Origin of the sequence: Rapidithrix thailandica (genome assembly GCF_039710355.1) — a bacterium.
Classification (GTDB): Bacteria; Bacteroidota; Bacteroidia; order Cytophagales; family Flammeovirgaceae; genus Rapidithrix; species Rapidithrix thailandica.
On sequence record NZ_JBDKWZ010000005.1, the window covers coordinates 385,827 to 407,011 of the forward strand.

Below are 21,185 nucleotides of genomic sequence, written 5' to 3' on the forward strand. Positions count from 1 at the left end.
AATACTCAAAAAATTAGATTAGCAAAGAACTTTAGAAACCACCGGTTGGCGATAGTTATTTCTTTTTATGGTGAACGGCATTTCAAGAGTTATGATTCAGCCTTTGGAAGAAAAGTTTGGCAAAGGCTGATCCTTTTACCTGCCTTCGGTTTCTTGCTGTTTTTCCCCTCGCTCTTGTAGATATATGCTGGTTGCCTGATTCAATGATTGAACAATTCCTTTTCTTTGAGAAATCAACAGTTCCATTAATTCCTTTCGCTTACGGAAAAGACCCAATAGTTTCCATTTTCCCCGCATACTGTGAAGAAAGAAACTGAAATTCCAGGTGAAAAAGCCGGTAATGGGAAGAGAAAGCAAATAAGCACCGGTGAACCATGGGCTAGACGTCCATAGATACACCAGGTAAGTTTGAAGCGCGTAAAACAACGGAAATGTAAAGGTACCCGTGGCGAGCATAATGGGTGCCCGGTACTCAATTTCTTTGGTGATGCGGTCTGCGATCAACGATGGTAGGATATACGGAATATAATTGTGAAGGTACCCGTACAGGTAAACAGGAAAACCCAGAAGGGTGAAGAGCCAGTTTTTTAAAGTGCTGTAAAATAAGGTTTTGCTTCCTGCAAACCCGGAGAGTACTTCATCTCGCATTTGAATGATGGCCAGCTTGCGAAAGTAATTCTCAATCGATCGGGTAATTTGTTCGAAACGCTCGGGATGATATTCCTGGAAAAAATTTACGGCATCAATAATTTGCTGTGAGAGTTTAAAGGCTTCTTGTTTGTCATCCAGGTTGGCGTCTAACTGGTGGCTTAAGGTCTGCCGGTAAAGTTTTTCTATTTGTTTACGCAAGCGATCCTGTTCCGCGTTTTGAGTGATGAGCATTTGTTCTTCCAGTTGTTTCCGAATATCATCGGTTAGCTGATTCACCGTTCCGGCTTCATCTGTGGAGTAAGACTCCCAATAGTCTTGTACGTTTAGCGCCTGTGTGATATTGATCAATACTTCGCTGCGAAACCGTTGGGGTTGAGAATAATTCAATCCTATGGAAGCGATTTTTACTCCAAGCTTTCCTCCGTATTGGGCTTCAGCTCCCAGGGCAATCCGGGCCGTACCGGTTTTGAGCTGCCTGAGTTTCCGTTCACTGATACTGGTTCCTTCCGGAAAAATAAGAATCGTGCCTTCTTCCGCCAGGTACTCGTAGCACTTACTAAAGGTCTTGCGGTTGTCCGGATTGCCTTTTTTTACATCCTGTTTCCGGTACACCGGGATCATATTGAATTTGCTGAAGAGCCATTTGTTGAAGGCATTGGAAAACACGGAGGCATTGGTCAAAAAGGCAACTTGTTGCTTTAAAAGTACGGCAATCAACAAGGGGTCCAGAAACGTATTGGGGTGGTTGGCTACAACCAATAGGGGGCCTTCTTTCGGCAAAAGATGCTTGTTGTTGACCGTAATCTTACGGAAAAAAACCTTTAGCGCCAGTTTTACAATGATTTTTAAAAATGAGTAAATCATATGTTCCAGTTATCAATATGACTGTAAAGTAAACCAATAAGGAGAAAGTTTTAACAATAAAAGTACGCTACTGCCCGGCTTGGGAGCAATGTACCACACAAAACTATCAGTGTTTACAAATGATAAACCACTTTCCTGCCTTCCGGTAAAAATAAAAAGGTTGCCTTGAACGGGCAACCTTTGCATCGCATATGAATAATATGCTATATTTCTTATTCGAAAAACTCCTTCATTTTTTCAAAAAAGCTTCTTTCGGACTTGCCGGGTTGGGGTTTGAAATTCTCTGCACTTCTCAGAGACTCCAACACCTTCTTTTCGTCAGAAGACAATTTTTTCGGAGTCCAGATATTGACATGAATCAGTTGGTCGCCCGTACTATAACCATTCAAGTCTCTGATCCCTTTGCCTCTTAAGCGAAGTACTTTGCCGCTTTGTGTGCCGGCTTCTATCGGGATTTTTACTTTTCCGTTAATCGTGGGTACTTCCACGGTAGTGCCCAGGCAAGCATCGATAAAGCTGATGTACAAGTCATAATGTACATTATTGCCATCCCTTTTCAAGTTTTCATCCTCCACTTCTTCGATAACAATCAACAAGTCACCGGGGATGCCTCCTCTCTTCGGAGCATTTCCCTTGCCACTCATCGACAGTTGAACGCCTTCCGAGACACCGGCGGGGATTTTTATCGGAATAACTTCTTCTTTGTAAATCCGGCCTTCTCCATGACATTTGTCGCAACTTTGGCTGATGGTTTGTCCTTCGCCATTACAGGAGGGGCAAGTATTGGTAGACACCATTTGCCCTAGCATGGTATTGACTACTTTTCTGACTTGACCGGTTCCCTGACAAGTAGGGCAGGTTTTCAGAGAGGTGCCGTTTTTAGAGCCATTGCCATCACAGCTGTCACAAGATACGTAGCGTTTTACTTTGATTTTTTTCTCTACACCGTTGGCAATTTCTTCCAGGGTGAGTTTGAGTTTGATTCGCAAGTTGGAGCCTTTTTTCATCCGGGCTCCCCGGCCTCCGCCACTTCCGCCAAAGAAGTCGCCAAACCCACCTCCGAAAATATCGTCAAAGCGGGAGAAAATATCCTCCATGTTTACGCCACCGGAGCCAAAGCCGCCTTCTACACCTTGATGGCCAAAGCGGTCATAGCGCTCGCGTTTGTCCGGATTACTTAATACTTCATAGGCTTCGGCTGCCTCTTTAAATTTATCTTCCGCCTCTTTATCGCCCGGGTTTTTGTCCGGGTGAAATTTGATTGCTATTTTCCGGTAGGCTTTTTTTATCTCATCCTGTGCCGCGCCTCTACTTACGCCCAGTATCTCGTAATAATCTCTTTTGGTCATTATTTATGATTTTATCAAGAAAAGTTGAGAAGGTCTCGGTTGTTCAAAAGCGTAGGGGATTAGGCTCCCACTACTACTTTGGCAAAACGAACTACTTTATCATTCAGATAATATCCTTTTTCAATCACATCCACAATTTTTCCTTTGAGCTCTTCGCTGGGAGCCGGAATTTGTGTGATGGCATCGTGCAGTTCGGTGTCCAACGCTTTGCCTATACAATCTTCCATTTCTTTGACCCCCTTTTGCTCCAAGGTTTTTTTGAATTTGTTGTAAATCAACTCAAAACCTTCTTTTTCCTTACTGTCTTCTCCCAAAGCTTTTTGAGCACGCTCAAAGTCGTCCAGAATTGGCAGTAAAGCTACCACTAAGCCTTCATTAGCCGAGGCGACCAGATCCAGACGCTCTTTAGCAGTCCTTCTCCGGAAATTTTCGAAATCAGAATAAAGGCGTAAATATTTATTTTTAACTTCTTCCAATTCTTCTCCTTTTGATGCCCTTGCTGTTTCTTCAGAAGTTTCTTGCGTCTCTTCCGTAGCTTCTTCCTGATCTGTATTTGCCTCTGCTTCTGTAGTTGTTTCTTGTTCTGATTTTATTTCTTGCTCTTCTTGAGCTACGGATTCTTTTTGCTCCTTCATTTCGTTGATATCTTCTTTAGCCATAATTATACTGGATCGTTTGTTAATTAAGACATTAAATAAATAAAGTGTTTAAACACTGGGGGGCTTGCGAAAGATTCCCCCTGTCTTTTGCTCTCCTGTTTTCAATTATATTGCCAAGCCTCAAATGGTGACAAAATGACTTACAAAGGTATACATTTAGCGAAAAATGTCAGTCTGTCAAGCTTAGTCACTTTGCAAGTTGCTAAGGGCCAACCAAGCCATTAGCCCCGCTCCGATTTCCAAGGCATCTTCGTCAATGTTGAATGTAGGGGTATGCACCCCGGATGTAATTCCTTTGGCTTCGTTCCCCGTACCTAAGCGGTAAAAACAAGCGTCAATCTCATGGGAATAAAAGGCAAAATCTTCTGCTGCCATCCAGATATCCAAATCGACTACATTGTCTTCTCCCATAAATTCAATGGCGGCTTGTTTTAATTTTTGGGTCAATTCTGGGTTGTTTTCCAAATAAGGGTATCCCACCCGGATTTCAAAGTCACAGGAACCGCCCATGCCTTCGGCGATGCTTTCGGCAATTTTTTTCATCCGTTGATGGGCATCGTAGCGCCACTCTTCATTCAGAGTGCGGAAAGTACCTTCTATATATACTTCGTTGGGAATGACATTGGTTGCTCCTTCGGCAATGACTTTTCCGAAGGATAAAACCGAAGGGACTTTCGGGTCGCAGTTCCGGCTGATAATCTGTTGCAAGGCCACAATGATATGGGAGGCCATCAAAACGGGGTCAACCCCCTTTTCGGGCATAGCTCCATGGCCACCTTTGCCTTTGACCGTCAGGTAGAGTTCATCCGCACTGGCCATGTACATGCCTTCTCTGAATCCTACCTTTCCCACCGGAATGAAAGGCATTACATGTTGTCCGGTGATGTTGCTGGGCGTTGGGTTTTTCAAAACCCCATCTTTGATCATTAAAGAAGCACCGCCCGGTACTTTTTCTTCGCCCGGTTGAAAAATCAATTTAATACTTCCTTCAAATTGATCGGTCAGTTCACTCAATATTTTGGCTGTTCCTAACAGGGATGAACTGTGTACATCGTGCCCACAGGCATGCATCACCCCTTGGTGGACGGACTGGTAAGGCACATCATTTTGTTCCTGGATGGGTAAGGCATCGATATCTGCCCGTAAAGCAATGACTTTTTTGTCCGGATTTTTTCCTTTGATCACTGCCACCACTCCGGTGCCTGCTACACCTTCCTGCGGCTCAAGACCATAAGAACGGAGCTTTGCTGCGATAAACTTAGCCGTCTCAAACTCTTGAAACGAAAGTTCGGGATGTGTATGGATATGTCTCCGGTTTTCAATGATTTCCGATTTGTAGTTAGCCGCCTTGGATTTTATTGAGTTTACTAAGTCCATTCGATGAAATTTTATTAATTTACTAACAAAGATACGCACCAGATTTCCACTCCGGGAGTATTTCCCTTAGAAATGAGTAATCTTATTGTCAACTAGTTACACCAGCCATATACCCGGAAGAACTTCAAGTGTGTGCTAAAGAAGGGCAAAGAAAAAGGAAAAACAAGAAACATCAGCCCATTGTATAAGAGTAATTTGTCTTTTTCCTGCTTTCATATTCCTTTCTCCTGACAATTTTACTACCTTCGCAGCTTTCTAAAAAAATCGCATATCACAATGAGAAAGAAGATCAATTCCGCACTCATCTCTGTATATTACAAAGATAACTTAGAGCCCATTGTCAAACTCCTGAACGAACATGGAGTGAAAATTTACTCTACAGGTGGTACTCAGGCTTTTATCGAGCAATTAGGTGCTCCGGTCACGGCCGTAGAGGACGAAACTTCGTATCCTTCGATTTTGGGAGGGCGGGTAAAAACATTGCATCCTAAAGTATTCGGAGGGATTTTGTTCCGTAGAGAGCATGAGCAAGACCAATCGCAGGTAGCTGAATACGAAATTCCGGCTATTGACTTGGTGATTGTGGATTTGTATCCGTTTGAAGAAACGGTAGCTTCCGGTGCCGAGCATCAGGATATCATCGAAAAAGTAGATATCGGAGGGATTTCATTGATCCGGGCGGCCGCAAAAAATTATAAAGATGTGGTCATCGTTTCTTCCCGTGAGCAATATGCCGACTTGGAAGCGATTCTGAGCGAAAAAGGTTGTGAGACTGACTTGGAAGACCGGAAATTATTTGCTGCCAAAGCTTTTGACATCAGCTCTCATTATGATTCGGCTATTTTCAACTACTTTAACTCTACCCTTTCCGAGGAAGAAAAAGTACACCATTATAAAGAAAGTATCAGAGACTTGAAAACCCTTCGCTATGGTGAAAACCCTCATCAAAAAGGTGTTTTCTATGGAAAATTGGAGGAGTTGTTCGATCAAATACACGGGAAAGAACTTTCTTATAACAACCTGGTAGATGTTGACGCGGCCGTTGCTTTGATAGGTGAGTTTCCACAAGAAGAAGGACCGGCTTTTGCCATATTGAAACACAACAATGCTTGTGGGGTAGCTACTGCCAGCACTTGTAAAGAAGCGTACCTGAATGCCTTGAAAGCGGATCCCGTTTCGGCTTTTGGTGGGGTATTGATCAGTAATACGGCTATTGACCAAGCCGCTGCCGAAGAATTGAACAAACTCTTTTTTGAAGTATTGATTGCACCAGCATTTGATGAAGAGGCTTTGACTTTATTGAAAAGTAAGAAAAACCGCATTCTTTTAATTCAAAAAGAAGTGGAAATGCCGAAGATGCAGTACCGCACTTTATTGAACGGGGTGATTGCGCAAGACAAAGATTTGGCAATAGAAGGAGAAGAGGATTTGAAGGTCGTCACCCGGCGCACACCGGCTGCCGATGAAATCAAGTCGCTGTTGTTTGCAAACAAGCTGGCCAAGCATACAAAATCCAATACGATTGTTTTGGCCAAAGACGGGCAGCTTTTTGCCAGTGGAGTAGGGCAGACCTCCCGGGTAGATGCCTTGAAACAAGCCATTCATAAAGCGAAAAGTTTCGGTTTTGACCTGAACGAAGCGGTGATGGCTTCGGACGCGTTTTTCCCTTTTCCTGACTGTGTGGAAATTGCTTTCAATGAGGGAGTAAAAGCAGTGATCCAACCCGGAGGGTCTATCCGTGATAAAGAGTCGATCGACTTCTGTGATGCCAATGGCATTGCCATGGTATGTACGGGGGTAAGGCACTTCAAGCACTAAACAAAGAAATTCTGATTCATAAAAAAAGCCTGAGTTTTTACACTCAGGCTTTTTCTTTAATGGATTTCTATGATCTCTCCATGCTGGTTTAAAAACATATATTCTAGAATTCCCAAAGAGGAGTCTTTGACGACTTTGACCCACCGGTGGTACTTCATCAACCATTTGAACTGAGAGGAAGGCCAACCTTGCTTGAAATACGAGTACAAATAAGGGTGAACCAAAAGAGAAACACTCTTTTCATTTTGTTTGGTCAAGATGTAATCCAGGGTGTTTTCAATGACATCTGCCACATTAATGGAGGCGTCAATTTTGCCGGTACCTTTACAGGTAGGGCATTTTTCTTTGGTTACAATATTGACTTCCGGTCTTACTCTTTGCCGGGTAATTTGCATCAAGCCAAACTTGCTCAGGGGCAAGATCGTGTACTTGGAGCGATCCGATTTCATGACTTGTTTGACATGGTCAAAGAGCTTTTTCTTGTTTTCAGCCCGTTTCATGTCAATGAAATCGATGACGATAATACCGCCCATATCGCGCAATCGGAGTTGCCGGGATACCTCGGTAGCGGCTTCCAGGTTTACATTCAGGGCGGTGGCTTCCTGGTCTGCCTCCGCATTGGATTTATTGCCACTGTTCACATCGATGACGTGCAGGGCCTCCGTGTGTTCTATCACTAAATACCCTCCGTTTGGCAAGCTCACCGTCTTACCAAACAGGGCCTTCATTTGTTTTTCAATTCCAAAATTCTCAAAAATTTTGGTGCGGCCGTTGTATAATTTGACAATTTTCTCTTTGTCCGGAGCAATGTTCCGGATAAAGCCTTTGATATCTTCAAAGGTTGCAGGATCATCTACCGTAATGCTATCGAAGCTCTCATTGAGAATATCTCTTAGCATAGAAGTTGCGCGGCTCATTTCGCCAATGACCTTTTGGCGAGGTTTGGCTTTGCTCAGGGCTTGTATCCCTTTGGTCCATTTAGCGACCAGTTCACGCAAGTCCCTGTCTAATTCGGCAACTTCTTTTCCTTCGGCGACAGTGCGAATGATGATCCCGAAGTTATCTGGTTTAATGGAGGAAATCAGTCTGATAAGGCGTTTGCGCTCTCCCTGTTCACTAATTTTTTTGGAAATATTAATGCTATTGGAAAAGGGAACCAGCACAATATATCTTCCGGCAATGGATAATTCGCAGGAGAGGCGTGGGCCTTTGGTAGATATAGGTTCTTTTACGACTTGAACTAATATTTTATGGTTGGGTTTGAGTACCTCGGTAATTTTTCCGAGCTTATCAATATCCGGTTCTATCTTAAATTCGGCGAGTTTGGGACTCACTCCGCCCCTACTTTGGGCTCTTTTAATATACCTTAGTAGTGATTGGACTTTGGGTCCTAAGTCAAGGTAATGAAGAAATGCGTCTTTTTCGTAGCCTATATCAATAAATGCGGCATTCAGTCCTGGAACTAACTTGCGTACGGTACCCAAGTAAATGTCGCCTACAGTAAATTTTTCCTCGTTATTTTCGAAATGTAATTCAACCAGACTTTTGTCTCGTAAAAGCGCAATGCGACCGCCATTTTGAGTAGAATTGATTATTAATTCATTACTCACAATCTTTTTATTAAGTTAATGTGATGGAAAATGTAAGATATCCAAAATTGTAATACTTAAAAAGCAGATTACTATTCTGGCTGGAGTTTCCTCACAATGTTGAAAAATAAGTACCTCAACTTTGCCTGTCCGTCTGACAGATAAAATTGAGATACCTTTTATTGGCTAAATTCGCTTGCCGAAATTAGTTCTTCTTCTTATGTCTGTTTTTTCTCAGTCTTTTCTTTCTTTTATGCGTAGAGATTTTATGTCTCTTTCTTTTCTTTCCACAAGGCATAATTCCTAAAGTTTAAAGTTTTACATAAATTAATTACTAATGCTGTAGCTCTTCCAGATAGTTATTCACCGTTTGAAGAATTTCAGGGTTTTTTTCCCTGGCTTTTACATATTCAAACTGCTCAATGGCCTTTTGGGTTTGGCCATCGCTCCGGTAACTTACCCCTAACAGAAAACGGGCTTGTAAGTTCGAGGCATCTACACGCAATAAGTGCTCGAAGCGCTCAATGGCTTTGTGATGTTGGCCAGACTCCATAGAGAGTACGCCCAAGTTGTACAAAGCTGACAGGTTGTCCGGATCTTCTTGTAAGACCTCCCGGATCATTAAAATCCCCTGCATCGGATTGCTGGTGGAGACATACGTCATTCCCACTTTTACTTTTAAGTCAAGTAAACTCGCATCTTCCTCAAGTGCTTTTTGCAAAAACTCTCTGGTTTTCGTACCCAGCAATTGTTGTCGGGTTTTGTCCAGAGAAAATGTAAAGGCTTCGTAGTACAAGTTACCAGTTTGTAAATAATTAGCCAACTCCGGATGTTGGTGAGTATATTGTTCGGAAACAATGGCTGCGCTGTCAATCCGGTTGATAGACCGATACAGATCCATCAACTTTTTTAAGGCGGGCGCTTGCTCGGCCTCAGTTGCGTTTTCCCATAGTTCCCGTTGCGCATTAATCATTTCTTGCTGTTCTTCAGACACCTTCATATGATGCTCAGAGGCGGCAGACTGGGAAGTGGCCGCTTCTTGATCAACGGGCTGTTCAATGCCTGCGGTTTCGGCAGAATCATTATTCACCACTACCTTGGGCATCAAGCTCAAGCCGGTAATACAAAGAATGGCAACAACGACTAATATAATTTGGGGGCGCAACATATCTCACCTAGGGGTTTACATTTGATGATTAGCTAATTTTACTTGTTCACTACCTTTGATTTTTTCAACAAAGACTTTAGCTGGTTTAAAGTATGGGATGTAGTGTTCCTTAATCACGATAGCAGTGTTTTTGGAAATGTTTCGTCCAATTTTGCTCGCTCTTCTCTTGTTTACAAAACTACCAAAACCTCTTACATAGATGTTTTCTCCTTCCGCCATTTTTGACTTCACTACTTCAAAGAACGCTTCTACTGTGTGAGCGACATCACCTTTGTCAATTCCCGTTCTGTTAGCAATCTCAGCTATTACTTCTGCTTTAGTCACTTCTTTAAAATTTTGGTTTTAAATATCGGTAATAATCTAATAATCAATAACTTTTGAAAAGTTTGCAAATTTATGTTTCTAAAAGATAATTCGCAAATGCTTTGTGTTATTAGTGTTTGTCTTTCGCAGAATTTTCCAAGGCCACAGTTGTTCCCTCTCCTACCTCCTTGGGCCAAAGCGAATTAAGGAGGAAAAGACACCGCGTTACAGGATCATTCTGACATAATTCTCCCGCTTGTAATTGCTTTTCAATTTCTAATGCTAGGAAATTTAAGGGCGCAAAATTATATTATCTTTCTCATTCAGCCGCATTTCCAAGCTAAAATTCTTGGAATTTTTCCTGTTTCTTTCGGAAAATCTAACCTGACTTTGAAAAAAAGAACGGATGAAGGAACTTTTTATGCTCTTAGCCTTCCTTATTTTGATGAGTGGAAACGTACACTTCGCTAAAAAAGATCGGTTAGTCCCTGGGCCGACTGAAGGATTTTTTGTAATTTTCTGATGTTGAAAGGCTAGGCAATCAGTAACGCTTTTTTTAACCCCATACCATTATGAAAGGCTTTCGCTTTACCGATTATATTCCTCCGCAAACCAAGCAAAAAGGAGATTTTGAACAGTTGCTAAACATCTTTATGCAATTGTTGACCATTACTTCCGGAAATGTGGGGGAGGCGCTGAATTGGCTAACCAACCTGGATAAGCAATATGGCTTGACAGGCGGAAAGTATGGTGTGGGAGACTTCATTCAAGACCTTAAAAGCAATGGCTATATCCAGGAGAATCCGGAGGGCAACGGGGTGTTTATCATGACTGCCAAATCGGAACAGACCATAAGGCGCAGTGCCTTAGAAGAAATTTTTGGCAAATTGAAAAAGTCGGGAAGGGGAGAACATACTACCGCTCATTCGGGGGAAGGCGATGAGTTAAGTGCCGATTTGAGAGAGTACCGCTTTGGGGATACCCCGGAACAAATTTCGATGACCGATTCCATACGCAATGCTCAAGTCAACCATGGTTTGGGGCGCTTCTTTATCACGGAAAATGATTTGGAAGTGGTAGAAAAAGAATATAAAACACAAACGTCTACGGTGTTGATGATTGATATTTCCCATTCCATGATTTTGTATGGGGAGGACCGGATTACACCGGCAAAAAAGGTAGCGATGGCCCTGGCAGAGCTAATTACGACTAAATATAAAAAGGATACCTTGGATGTGATCGTGTTCGGAAACGATGCCTGGCAAATCCAGATCAAAGACTTGCCCTATTTGGAAGTGGGGCCCTACCATACCAATACGGTGGCCGGCCTGGAGTTGGCGATGGACTTGTTGAGAAGACGGAAAAACAAAAACAAACAAATTTTTATGATTACCGATGGAAAGCCTACTTGTGTGAAAGAAGGGGTGCGGTATTATAAAAATAGCTTTGGGCTCGACCGAAAAATCCTGAACAAAACCCTGACACTGGCCGCCCAATGCCGCAAACTGAAAGTGCCCATTACTACGTTTATGATTGCTTCGGATCCGTACTTAAAAGAATTTGTCAGAGAGTTTACCCGGGTCAATAGTGGCAATGCATATTACAGCAGCCTGCAAGGGTTGGGGCATTTGGTGTTTGAGGATTATAAACGGAATAGACGAAAAAATATGAAGTGAGAAATCCATGAAATGGAAAGAATCACAAAAAAAGCGGAGTGTTCGACTCCGCTTTTCGTATATGCTATAGTACGTAGTATTAACTGCTGATTTGATCCATCTTGTCTTCCATTTTCTTCAGGATCCGGTGCTTGGTCTTGAGCTTATTGATAAAGTTATTGCGCTGCTGGTAAAGCTCCGGCACGGAAGCCGCTGCGTTAGGCGTAGATAACTGTGCGCCATGCTCATAATTGAACTGGTCCAGCTCGTCTTCATCTTTTTGGATAGATTCCTTCAGTAGGTCTATTTTGGCTTGCATTTGGTCTTTTTCCGGCTTATTGACAATGTCCGGGTTCAAATGTCTGACCGTTCTTTCCAAGAAGTGCGTTTCAAAGATCTCGTTACAGGTAATTCTGAATTTTAAGTTAAGATCTTTGTCTTCCAACGAAGGTTGTTTACCCAATTTTTTCCAAGCTCCTTGAATGCGCTTGATTTCACTGATGTTAAATGGAGCACCTCTGTCGAGAATATTTTGAGCTTCGGTCAGCAACTCCCGTTTAACTTCCACAGTGGTTTTCTTGCGATCGGTACTGCGCTTTAAGTCACCAAAGAATTTAGCGGTTTCCCGTTTAAAGTCCCTTTGGAAGCGGGAGTACTGGTGTCTGGCAATCCGGCCGACTCCTCTCCAATCGTGTTGCAGGTCTTTTACTCGCTGGACAAATTCCGGACCGCCACCCACGCGGTTGATCTTGCGGACCTGTTCTACAATCGTGCGATACTGGTTAAAGCGATCGCGATTGACTTTGGCCTGCTCATGGAAGAATTGTTTCCTGCGCTCGAAGAAGTACTCCAAGGCCGCATTGAATTTTTCCGTAAGCTGATCTTCCACTTCTTTGTGGGCGCTTCCTGTTTTGATCCAGTTTAACTTGAGTTCTTTGAGCTTTCTGGACGTGTTTTTCCAGTCTGTACTACCTTTTAAACTTTCGGCTTCTGCCAACAAGGCTTTTTTAATTTCGTAGTTTTTCTCCCGGTTTTTGGCGATGTACTCCCGGATTTCATCTTCCAACTCGTTGATGATGTTGTAGAGGCTTATAAAATCGCCCAAGCCATTGTACATGGCCAAGTAGGTGCGCATATGAATAAGCTTCATCAAGTAGGATCCTTTGTTTTCGGCTGTCAAGACAGCTTCCTTCACTTCCAGGACCTTCTTTTCCACCATCTGGAACCGGTTGACAAAATACTGAAGACTTTGTTCATCACTCTCGCGAACCACTCCGATCTCTCTGTCTTGAAATTCTAAGTACCCTTTTAAATAAACCTTGTCACCTTTTACATAGCCGTAAGTGGTAATATCTTTGTATTCCCTAATAGATTCGTCTGACATGTTAATTTGTTGGTTTGGTTAATAGTTAATCTTGCTTTTGTATATTGATGATTCAAATAGTCAACCTTTGAAAAAAAGATAAACTATTTTCTTCGGAGTCTTTCATTTGCAATTATACAACAATATCTTGATTATAAAAGTATTATATGTCATTTTCAAAGGATCTATAGAATTGTCCCTTCTATATTGCCCGATATTTTGGATATTTGCAGCTTAAGAGCATCAGTAAATTTTATTCTGCTTCTCCGTAGAGTGGCCCCTTGCAAAACAGGCTCCGCTTTGGAGGTGAATCAGAGGGGAACTTGCTTGAATGCTCAAGGTTTGACCTTTTAATTTATCTATATACCAAATCTAGCGAATTTCATTATAAAGCTGAATAGCTGAGCGATTTATGAGTAGCGAAAAAATAATATTTTCAATGAATCAGGTGAGTAAATATTACCCACCTAAAAAGCAAGTGCTAAAAGACATTTACTTGTCGTTTTTCTACGGTGCTAAAATCGGAGTCCTGGGACTGAACGGTTCCGGTAAATCTACCTTATTAAAAATTATAGCCGGCTTAGACAAAGAATATGTAGGCGAAGTGGTGTTTTCACCCGGCTTTACGGTGGGTTACCTGGAACAAGAGCCTCAAATGGATCTTCAAAAAACAGTGAAAGAGGTGGTCGAAGAAGGGGTAAAAGAGGTAGTGGACTTGTTGAAGGAGTTTGAAGATATCAATTTGAAATTTGCCGATCCGGATGTAATGGCCGATGCCGATGCCATGGATAAATTGATCCAGAAGCAAGGGGAAGTTCAGGAGAAATTAGACCAGCTAAATGCCTGGGAGCTGGACAATCGCCTGGAAAGAGCGATGGATGCTTTGCGTTGTCCTCCGGAAGAAGCCAAAGTTGAAAACCTCTCCGGGGGAGAAAAACGCCGGGTAGCCTTGTGCCGACTGTTGTTACAAGAGCCGGATGTTTTGCTGTTGGATGAGCCTACTAACCACCTGGATGCAGAGTCGGTTTTATGGCTGGAGCAACACCTACAGCAATATAAAGGAACGGTGATAGCAGTGACTCACGACCGTTATTTCCTCGATAACGTGGCTGGTTGGATTCTGGAATTAGACCGTGGAGAAGGGATTCCTTGGAAAGGCAATTATTCTTCTTGGTTGGACCAGAAGAAGAACCGTCTGGAGCAAGAGGAGAAAACCGAATCCAAAAGACAGAAAACCTTACAAAGGGAATTGGACTGGATTCGCATGGCACCTAAAGCACGGCATGCCAAACAAAAAGCCCGTATCAATTCGTATGAAAAGCTCCTGGGGGAAGAAGTGAAGGAGAAAGAAGCCAAACTGGAGTTGTATATCCCTGCCGGGCCTCGTTTGGGAGACAAAGTAATTGAGGCAGCAGATGTGTCGAAAGCATTTGGAGACAAGCTCTTGTTTGAAGACCTTAGTTTTGCGTTACCTCAAGGGGGAATTGTGGGAGTAGTAGGGCCTAACGGAGCAGGGAAAACTACTTTGTTCAAACTGATTACCGGACAAGAAAAGCCGGATACCGGTACTTTTGACATCGGTCAGACGGTGGAAATTGCCTATGTGGATCAGGAACACGTTAACCTGGATCCAAACAAGAGCGTATGGGAGGCCATTTCGGAAGGGAACGAATTGATTCCTTTGGGAGGCCGGGAAGTGAATTCCAGAGCGTATGTCAGCAAGTTTAACTTCTCGGGAAATGACCAACAGAAAAAAGTGGGACAACTTTCCGGAGGAGAGCGTAACCGCGTGCACCTGGCCCTTACTCTGAAACAAGGGGCGAATTTGCTCTTGCTGGATGAACCGACCAACGACTTGGATGTAAATACCCTCCGGGCTTTGGAAGAAGGCCTGGATAATTTTGCCGGATGTGCCGTGGTGATCTCTCACGACCGTTGGTTCTTAGACCGGATCGCAACCCATATCCTGGCCTTTGAAGGAGACTCGAAGGTACGGTTTTTTGAAGGAAACTTCTCCGAATACGAAGCAAAACGTATTGAAGAGCTCGGAGAAGTGGCGCCTAAACGTATCCGATACAAAAGTTTAAAATAGTCAACTGTCAGCAGAGTCGGTTTTTGACCGGTAAAGGCAAAAGGGAGAAGGAAGGCAACAGTGTTATTACTGAGCTTTTTCCTTCTCTCTGGCCTTTTATTTGGTCAAAGATTGTTAACTCTTGCTTTTTTGCTCTGTGCTTAATGCTTGAATTTTAAGGAATAGTCTAACTTTGCTTATTACTCGTTGCAAATGATTCTTTAGACCCAAGGGTGTAGGACGCATTAAATAGGAATGAACATTATGCAAGATATTATAAATCTTTTACCTGAAACATTAGCGAACCAAATAGCCGCGGGAGAGGTTGTCCAAAGGCCGTCTTCAGTAGTGAAAGAGTTGTTGGAAAATGCTTTGGATGCCCAAGCGCAGAATATAAAATTAATTGTAAAAGACGCAGGAAAAACGCTGGTTCAGGTAATTGATGACGGAGTGGGAATGTCGGAAACGGATGCCCGTATGTGTTTTGAAAGACATGCAACCTCTAAAATATCCAAAACCGATGATTTGTTTGCCATCAAAACCTTTGGCTTCCGGGGGGAGGCCATGGCCTCCATCGCTGCGGTAGCGCAAGTGGAATTGAAAACCCGGAGAGAGGATGATGAAACCGGTTGCCGGATTGATATCCGGGGTTCTGAAGTGAAAGAACAAGAACCCACCGCCTGTGCAAAAGGGGCTTCCATCTCCGTAAAAAACTTGTTTTATAATGTTCCGGCCCGGAGAAAGTTTCTGAAATCCAATCCCGTAGAGACCAAACACATCATTGAAGAGTTTCAACGAGCAGCCTTGGCCAATCCATCGGTCAATATGTCGATGTACCAGGATGATTTGGAAACCTACAACTTACGAGCCGGCAACCTGGCTAAGCGAATCATTCACCTTTTTGGGAAAAGTTATCAAAATCAATTGATTCCCGTAGAGGAACAGTTTAACGATATTCATATCAAAGGGTATATCGGTAAGCCCGAATGTGCCAAAAAATCAAAAGGAACACAGTTTTTCTTTGTCAATGACCGCTTCATCCGGCACCCGTACCTGAACCACGCAGTGGTCAATGCCTTTGAAGGGTTAATTACCGAAGATCAAAATCCTTTTTACCATATCGGAATCTATCTGGACCCTCGCAAAGTGGATGTGAATGTGCATCCTACGAAAACAGAGGTGAAATTTGACGATGAGCGGGCTTTGTATGCCATCATCCGCTCGGCTGTTAAACAAGCTTTATCCGGTTTGGGAATAGCTCCTACCATTGATTTTGAGTTCAATACTAACTTGGGATCTATGGACAGCTCCGCGATCGAAATGGACAAACCGGATGTGGAGAAAATTATCCGGCAGGAATTGGGTTCCGGTCACATCGCGGCATCGGAAGAAACCCGGCAAGCCAACAACAAAAGAAATTGGGAAAAACTTTACCCGGGGGGCGCGTCAAATCAGTTTTCCCGTTGGAATTTTAAAGAGGTAACCGACAACCTGACGGATAACAGCCCCGGGGAGGCCTCGCAAGAGGAACTGAAATTTGAGCCCGCGCCTCAATCAACTAACAATGCGGAGCAGGCACCCCCGAAAATACCGGTGACCAGCCCCCAAGCCAAATCGCCTGCGCCTACAATGAGCACTAACATCCTGGTGCATAAAGAGTTTATCGTTTGTCAGGTGAAATCAGGCATGTTGATTATCAACCGGAAAGCGGCCCACCAACGGGTGTTGTATGACAAATTTGTCCGGCAGCTGGAAAACCGCAGCGGTTCGTCCCAGCGCTTGTTATTTCCTAAAAATTATGAGTTTCAACCGGCCGATTTTTCCGTATTATTGATGATGAAAGAAGAGCTGCAATCCATCGGGTTTGGGATCGAAGAGTTTGGAAAAAATGCCTTGATGATCAATGGGGTACCGGCCGACTTGACAGAAGGGGATATCAAGGATGTACTGGATGATTTGATTCATCAATTTAAGAACGGCCAAGATGAAATTGGCAATACCCGCTACAGACATATCGCTGCCGTCCTGGCCAAAAAAGTGGCCGGTACGTATCGAAAAGAGCTGGAAAGCGAGGAGTTGAATTCCTTGATCGAGCAACTTTTTGCGAGCTCCAATCCGAACTATACACCGGACGGTAAAAAAATCATTGTGCCCATGGACTTGAAAACACTCCACGAAATGTTTTCATAATTTATTCACTTTACAAAAAAGGTAATTCTTTGTATTTTTGAAGAGGTTGACCTTCGCGTAACCTGGCAGCTAAAGCCTTGAGGGAAAGCACAAAAGAGGTGACAAACCAATTGTATTTTGTTAAATAAAGAGATTGTAATGAGATTTCATTTTGAGGAAGACACTGAAGTACTAGAGCAGGAAGAGGTTGATACCGGGTCAGGTGAGCAGTGTGAGCTAACGGTCTTTAACGATGATGTAAATACGTTTGATCATGTGATTCAAACCCTCATCGAAGTATGCCGGCACTCTCAGGAACAAGCCGAACAGTGTACGTATATCATTCATTATAAAGGAAAGTGTGCCGTAAAGGTAGGTTCGTTTGAAGAGTTGGTGCCGATGCGAAATGCCATTTGTGACCGGGGAATTTCGGCAGAGGTATTATAAGGCATCACCTGTATATCAAAAAATAACAAAAGCCATTATCCGGAAGGTATCCGGGATAATGGCTTTTTTGTGTTATCATTTGTTGAGTAAGCGATCGTGTGCTTTCGTCAAAACTTGCCGGTGTTTTATACAAGAAAACCTGTAGCCTTACAAGTTTAATTGTTATGAATGACTAACATTTTGTTTAATGATTTTGAAAAAATGATATCAAAGGACGCGTTAATATGTTCAGTTTTCATATAGAATATAGCTGGTTAAAAGAATTTTACTTATTAACTCAGCAAAGGACCCTCTTTATATTTTTTAGTTTTTTTAATCACAGAGAAAGTTTACAAAGGTAAGGGAGAAAGGAGAATTCTTATTTTCCTGTTCTTTTTCTCTTCTTGCAAATGAAATGACGGTATGATGAATCCTCTTAATCAATTAGTTAGGAAAATAGAAAGAGGCTGTTGTACGGCAAGGTGTTGATGTAAGAAAAAAACGGATTGTTGCTGATTAATCGTCTCTTGTTTGATAGATCTGTAAAATCGTTTATTTTCTTTCAACTTAGTAATACCGCTTGCCGGATAATCGCCTCTTTTCTTCTTCCAGATGTTGGATGAGGTATTTATAATGGGTGATGATGAGCATGTTTTCAGGGATGTCCAGATCCTGTCCTACGACCTGATAACCAGAGATGAAAATAGAGGCCTCGGGAAATGTCTTCGAGAGTTTTTCCAGATAGCTTCCGGCCTTCTCTACATTGGGGTGAGAGGTCAGTACTGTCAATAAATAGTCGGGTTGATGGGTGTGGTAAGCTGTTTCCAAATCGTCAAGGGGAAGGCTTTGCCCCAGGTAAATCACCTGGTTGCCCCTGGATTTGATCAGGTACGTAGCAAAGAGTAGGCTTAATTCGTGCAATTCACCCTCCGGCAAGAACAGCATGTACTTTTTCCGTTTTTCCTGATCAGCAGTCAGTTGGGCATCGATGGCAACGATCAGTTTTTGCCGGATCAAGTTCGAGATGAAATGCTCATGTGCCGGGTTAATGACATCGGTCTGCCAAAGAAAACCCACCTTGATCAAAAACGGGTAAATGATATGTACCATGGTATCTTCAAAACCCAATTGCAGAATGTTCGTAGAGAGGATTTTTTCAAACTGGGCTTCATTGATTTCGATCATGGCCGTGATCAATGCGTTGATCTGATCTTGATACCCTTCATTGTTATCCAAAATATCTTTGACTTTTTGCCATATTTCTTCTTTGCTCATTTTGGCAATTTTGGAAATTTTAAAGCCATTGTTGTTGAGCAATGCTATATTTAGCATGAGTTTTAAGTCAGAAGAGTCGTAATAACGAATATTGGAATCGGTTCGCTGAGGTTGGATGATATTATAGCGCTGTTCCCAAATGCGAATGGTATGCGCTTTAATGCCTGTTAAATGCTCAAGGTCTTTGATGGAATAACCGGTCAACGTCTTTTCTGTTTGTTGTTAAACAAATATCTATTTTTCTTCTACATAAGTAGAACCCTTTTTTGTTTGAAGGGAATTTCAAGGGTTATTTCTCTATGTAACTAAACGAAAATGGAAATGTTTCTATTTTCTCTAAAAGAAATCTGTTTTAGAAATTACTAGAAATCATCCACAAAGTTATGGACTCCCGGGAAACTTATTATAAAAGTAAGGAGTCTTAATAGACAAGCAGGCAAGAAATGCCAGTACATTGTAATTACCAGGTAAAAAAACAATAAACAACTCGCATGTTAGAAGGCAAACTTACATGGACCAAATACGGAAATGGCGAAAAGGTGGTGTTGGCCTTTCATGGGTTCGGTCAGCACCGGTCCATCTATGAGAAATTAGGCGAAAAGGTGGAAAATGTAAGCGTTTACAGTTTTGACCTTTTTTTTCACGGCAGCAATCATTTGGTCACGCTGTCGCTCTCCAAAAGGCAGTTTAGTGAAGCCATCGAGCATTTTTTGGAAGAGCACGGTATCACACGGTTTAGCATTATTGCATATTCCATTGGTGTACGTTCGGCCTTGGCCATCGTGGAGAAATTTCCGGTTCAAGTGGAAGAATTGGTATTATTAGCGCCTGATGGCATCCGGACCAATGCCATTTATAAAATTGCTACCGGGACGCGCTTGGGCAATCTGTTTTTTAAACACCTCATCGAAAATACCCACTTAATACTAAGTACCTTGGACCTTTTCTACAAACGGAATTGGTTGGATAAAGAGACGTATAAGGTGGCTTACCGGCTCTTGTCAGATCCTTTTACAGCCCACAGGGTCTATAATGCCTGGATGGTTTATCGCAAGTTTACGTTTGATACTCAAAAAATAGCGAGTATTTTGAACCAGTATCAGATTCCCGTGAAGATTATTTTGGGGGCCAAAGACAGCATTATCCCTGCCAAACCTGTTCAGAATTTTGCAAAGCTACTGAGGCATTGTCAGTGCCAAACCGTGCCCGGAGGACATATTTACTTACTTCAGCAATTCCTCCGGACTCATGCGGCACTTTTGTTTACGGAATGAGTAGTGAGTCTAACCCCTTGGAGTGGTAAACATTTAATTTTCCCGCTTCATCGTAAATTAAAAAGCCTTCAAGATCTTCTCTACTGTTTAGCAACTCTTTGGATTTTTCGGTGCCCAGTACCATAAAGGCAGTGGCAAAGGCATCGGCGGTCATACAATCCCTGGCAAAAACCGTAGCGCTTAATAAATTTTGTTCGAGGGGATAGCCGGATTTGGGATCTATGGTATGTACATATTTTTTTCCGTCTTTGATATAGTAGTTCAGATAATTTCCCGAAGTGGCCATTGCCCGGTTATCCAATTGAACTTTGGCGGTGAGTTCTTTGCCTCCTTCTTCTAAATAATTGGGGTTTTTAATGCCAATCAACCAAGTTTTTTTCTGGATGTTGTGGCCCTTGGTCACTAGTTCCCCACCCACTTCTACCATGAAGTTATGAATAGCTTTACTTTCCAAGTACTGGGCAATCAAATCTACGGCATAGCCTTTGGCAATAGCGCTGAAGTCCAGTTGTACATTTGGATTGGTCTTCCAAAGGCTATCTTGGTCGAAGCTGATTTTGTGAAAACCTATATATTGCAGTACGGAATCTATTTGAGCCGAATCCAAGGATACGGCTTTTTGCGGACCAAAGCCCCAGGCTTGTACCAATGGCATAATGGTTGGATCAAAAGCTCCTCCGGTGGCTTCATAAATCTGCTCACTGGCTTTTAAGACAGGGTAGAAAAAAGGGGAGCGAAAACGAATGGAAGTACCTTGGTTGAATTCGGAAATTTCGGAACTGGGAATATAGGTGGAAAGCGATTGGTTAAACTGTTTTAATAAACTGTCGATCTCCTTGTCAAAGGAAAGAGCTTCCGGGTGTAAATATTTTACATTGTAAGGTACCGTTCCCATGGTTTCCCCACTTATATGTACTTCTTCAAAAGAAATTTTATCTTTTTTCCTGAATTGATAGACCAGAAAAATCAGACTGATCAGAATGATGGAGTACAGAATGTTTTTTTTGTGATTGCCCATTGTTTTAACTTGATATTGAAATGTTATCGCAAAACTCCTTTTAATATAGAAATATACCAATATTTTCAGGAGATAATTTATCCGGGCTTTTTGTGTATTTTTGAGGGCCGTTTTAAGCTGGGCGATCGGTTTTTTTTAGGATGATATCCCTTTTAT

At 42.5% G+C, this 21,185-nt stretch carries 16 protein-coding genes; 6 read left to right on the forward strand and 10 right to left on the reverse strand.

The window, feature by feature from the left end; genetic code table 11:
- Nucleotides 1–135 precede the first annotated feature (135 nt).
- From AAG747_RS11125 to AAG747_RS11140, 4 genes are all read right to left on the reverse strand, one after another.
- Nucleotides 136–1,515 carry a lysophospholipid acyltransferase family protein gene (locus AAG747_RS11125; RefSeq protein WP_346821242.1) on the reverse strand — a complete coding sequence of 460 codons (1,380 nt, stop codon included), beginning with the start codon at nt 1,513–1,515 and terminating at the stop codon, nt 136–138.
- Nucleotides 1,516–1,727: 212 nt separating this feature from the next.
- A complete protein-coding gene (dnaJ, locus tag AAG747_RS11130; RefSeq protein WP_346821243.1) occupies nt 1,728–2,864 on the reverse strand; it encodes a molecular chaperone DnaJ in 1,137 nt (378 codons plus the stop codon).
- Nucleotides 2,865–2,923: 59 nt separating this feature from the next.
- Complete coding sequence (locus AAG747_RS11135) at nt 2,924–3,523, reverse strand: nucleotide exchange factor GrpE (RefSeq protein ID WP_346821244.1); 600 nt, start codon at nt 3,521–3,523, stop codon at nt 2,924–2,926.
- A 183-nt stretch (nt 3,524–3,706) separates the two neighbouring features.
- Complete coding sequence (locus AAG747_RS11140) at nt 3,707–4,900, reverse strand: M20 metallopeptidase family protein (RefSeq protein WP_346821245.1); 1,194 nt, start codon at nt 4,898–4,900, stop codon at nt 3,707–3,709.
- A 276-nt stretch (nt 4,901–5,176) separates the two neighbouring features.
- On the opposite strand from AAG747_RS11140, the gene purH reads away from it, so the two are divergent.
- Complete coding sequence (gene purH / locus AAG747_RS11145) at nt 5,177–6,718, forward strand: bifunctional phosphoribosylaminoimidazolecarboxamide formyltransferase/IMP cyclohydrolase (protein WP_346821246.1); 1,542 nt, start codon at nt 5,177–5,179, stop codon at nt 6,716–6,718.
- Nucleotides 6,719–6,774: 56 nt separating this feature from the next.
- On the opposite strand, the gene AAG747_RS11150 is transcribed toward purH, so the two are convergent.
- The 3 genes from AAG747_RS11150 to AAG747_RS11160 all read right to left on the reverse strand — a co-directional run bounded on the left by AAG747_RS11150 (nt 6,775) and on the right by AAG747_RS11160 (nt 9,799).
- Nucleotides 6,775–8,328 (reverse strand): Rne/Rng family ribonuclease, encoded by a 1,554-nt coding sequence (locus AAG747_RS11150; protein WP_346821247.1) that lies wholly within the window; start codon nt 8,326–8,328, stop codon nt 6,775–6,777.
- Between the two features lie 313 nt (nt 8,329–8,641).
- The gene (locus AAG747_RS11155; protein ID WP_346821248.1) at nt 8,642–9,475 is read right to left on the reverse strand and encodes a tetratricopeptide repeat protein; all 834 of its coding nucleotides are present in this window, start codon (nt 9,473–9,475) and stop codon (nt 8,642–8,644) included.
- A gap of 15 nt (nt 9,476–9,490) precedes the next feature.
- On the reverse strand, nt 9,491–9,799 hold the full coding sequence (locus tag AAG747_RS11160) for an HU family DNA-binding protein (RefSeq protein WP_346821249.1): 309 nt from the start codon (nt 9,797–9,799) through the stop codon (nt 9,491–9,493).
- Nucleotides 9,800–10,350: 551 nt separating this feature from the next.
- Between AAG747_RS11160 and AAG747_RS11165 the strand changes: the two genes are divergently transcribed.
- The gene (locus tag AAG747_RS11165) at nt 10,351–11,454 is read left to right on the forward strand and encodes a vWA domain-containing protein (RefSeq protein ID WP_346821250.1); all 1,104 of its coding nucleotides are present in this window, start codon (nt 10,351–10,353) and stop codon (nt 11,452–11,454) included.
- A 79-nt stretch (nt 11,455–11,533) separates the two neighbouring features.
- Here the strand turns inward: AAG747_RS11165 and AAG747_RS11170 are convergent, their stop codons facing one another.
- Complete coding sequence (locus AAG747_RS11170) at nt 11,534–12,817, reverse strand: DUF349 domain-containing protein (protein WP_346821251.1); 1,284 nt, start codon at nt 12,815–12,817, stop codon at nt 11,534–11,536.
- 391 nt (nt 12,818–13,208) lie between these two features.
- Between AAG747_RS11170 and ettA the strand changes: the two genes are divergently transcribed.
- The 3 genes from ettA (at nt 13,209) to AAG747_RS11185 (ending at nt 17,483) form a co-directional block, all read left to right on the forward strand.
- The gene (gene ettA, locus AAG747_RS11175) at nt 13,209–14,888 is read left to right on the forward strand and encodes an energy-dependent translational throttle protein EttA (protein ID WP_346821252.1); all 1,680 of its coding nucleotides are present in this window, start codon (nt 13,209–13,211) and stop codon (nt 14,886–14,888) included.
- Between the two features lie 243 nt (nt 14,889–15,131).
- Nucleotides 15,132–17,057 (forward strand): DNA mismatch repair endonuclease MutL, encoded by a 1,926-nt coding sequence (gene mutL / locus AAG747_RS11180; protein WP_346821253.1) that lies wholly within the window; start codon nt 15,132–15,134, stop codon nt 17,055–17,057.
- A gap of 138 nt (nt 17,058–17,195) precedes the next feature.
- A complete protein-coding gene (locus tag AAG747_RS11185; protein WP_346821254.1) occupies nt 17,196–17,483 on the forward strand; it encodes an ATP-dependent Clp protease adaptor ClpS in 288 nt (95 codons plus the stop codon).
- A gap of 546 nt (nt 17,484–18,029) precedes the next feature.
- Here AAG747_RS11185 and AAG747_RS11190 read toward each other — a convergent pair.
- Nucleotides 18,030–18,941 (reverse strand): MerR family transcriptional regulator, encoded by a 912-nt coding sequence (locus tag AAG747_RS11190; RefSeq protein ID WP_346821255.1) that lies wholly within the window; start codon nt 18,939–18,941, stop codon nt 18,030–18,032.
- 287 nt (nt 18,942–19,228) lie between these two features.
- On the opposite strand from AAG747_RS11190, the gene AAG747_RS11195 reads away from it, so the two are divergent.
- Nucleotides 19,229–20,011, forward strand: a complete 783-nt coding sequence (locus tag AAG747_RS11195) for an alpha/beta fold hydrolase (RefSeq protein ID WP_346821256.1) — start codon at nt 19,229–19,231, stop codon at nt 20,009–20,011.
- On the opposite strand, the gene AAG747_RS11200 is transcribed toward AAG747_RS11195, so the two are convergent.
- On the reverse strand, nt 20,001–21,029 hold the full coding sequence (locus tag AAG747_RS11200; protein ID WP_346821257.1) for an FAD:protein FMN transferase: 1,029 nt from the start codon (nt 21,027–21,029) through the stop codon (nt 20,001–20,003). The two genes, AAG747_RS11195 and AAG747_RS11200, sit on opposite strands and share 11 nt — an antisense overlap.
- Nucleotides 21,030–21,185: the final 156 nt, after the last annotated feature.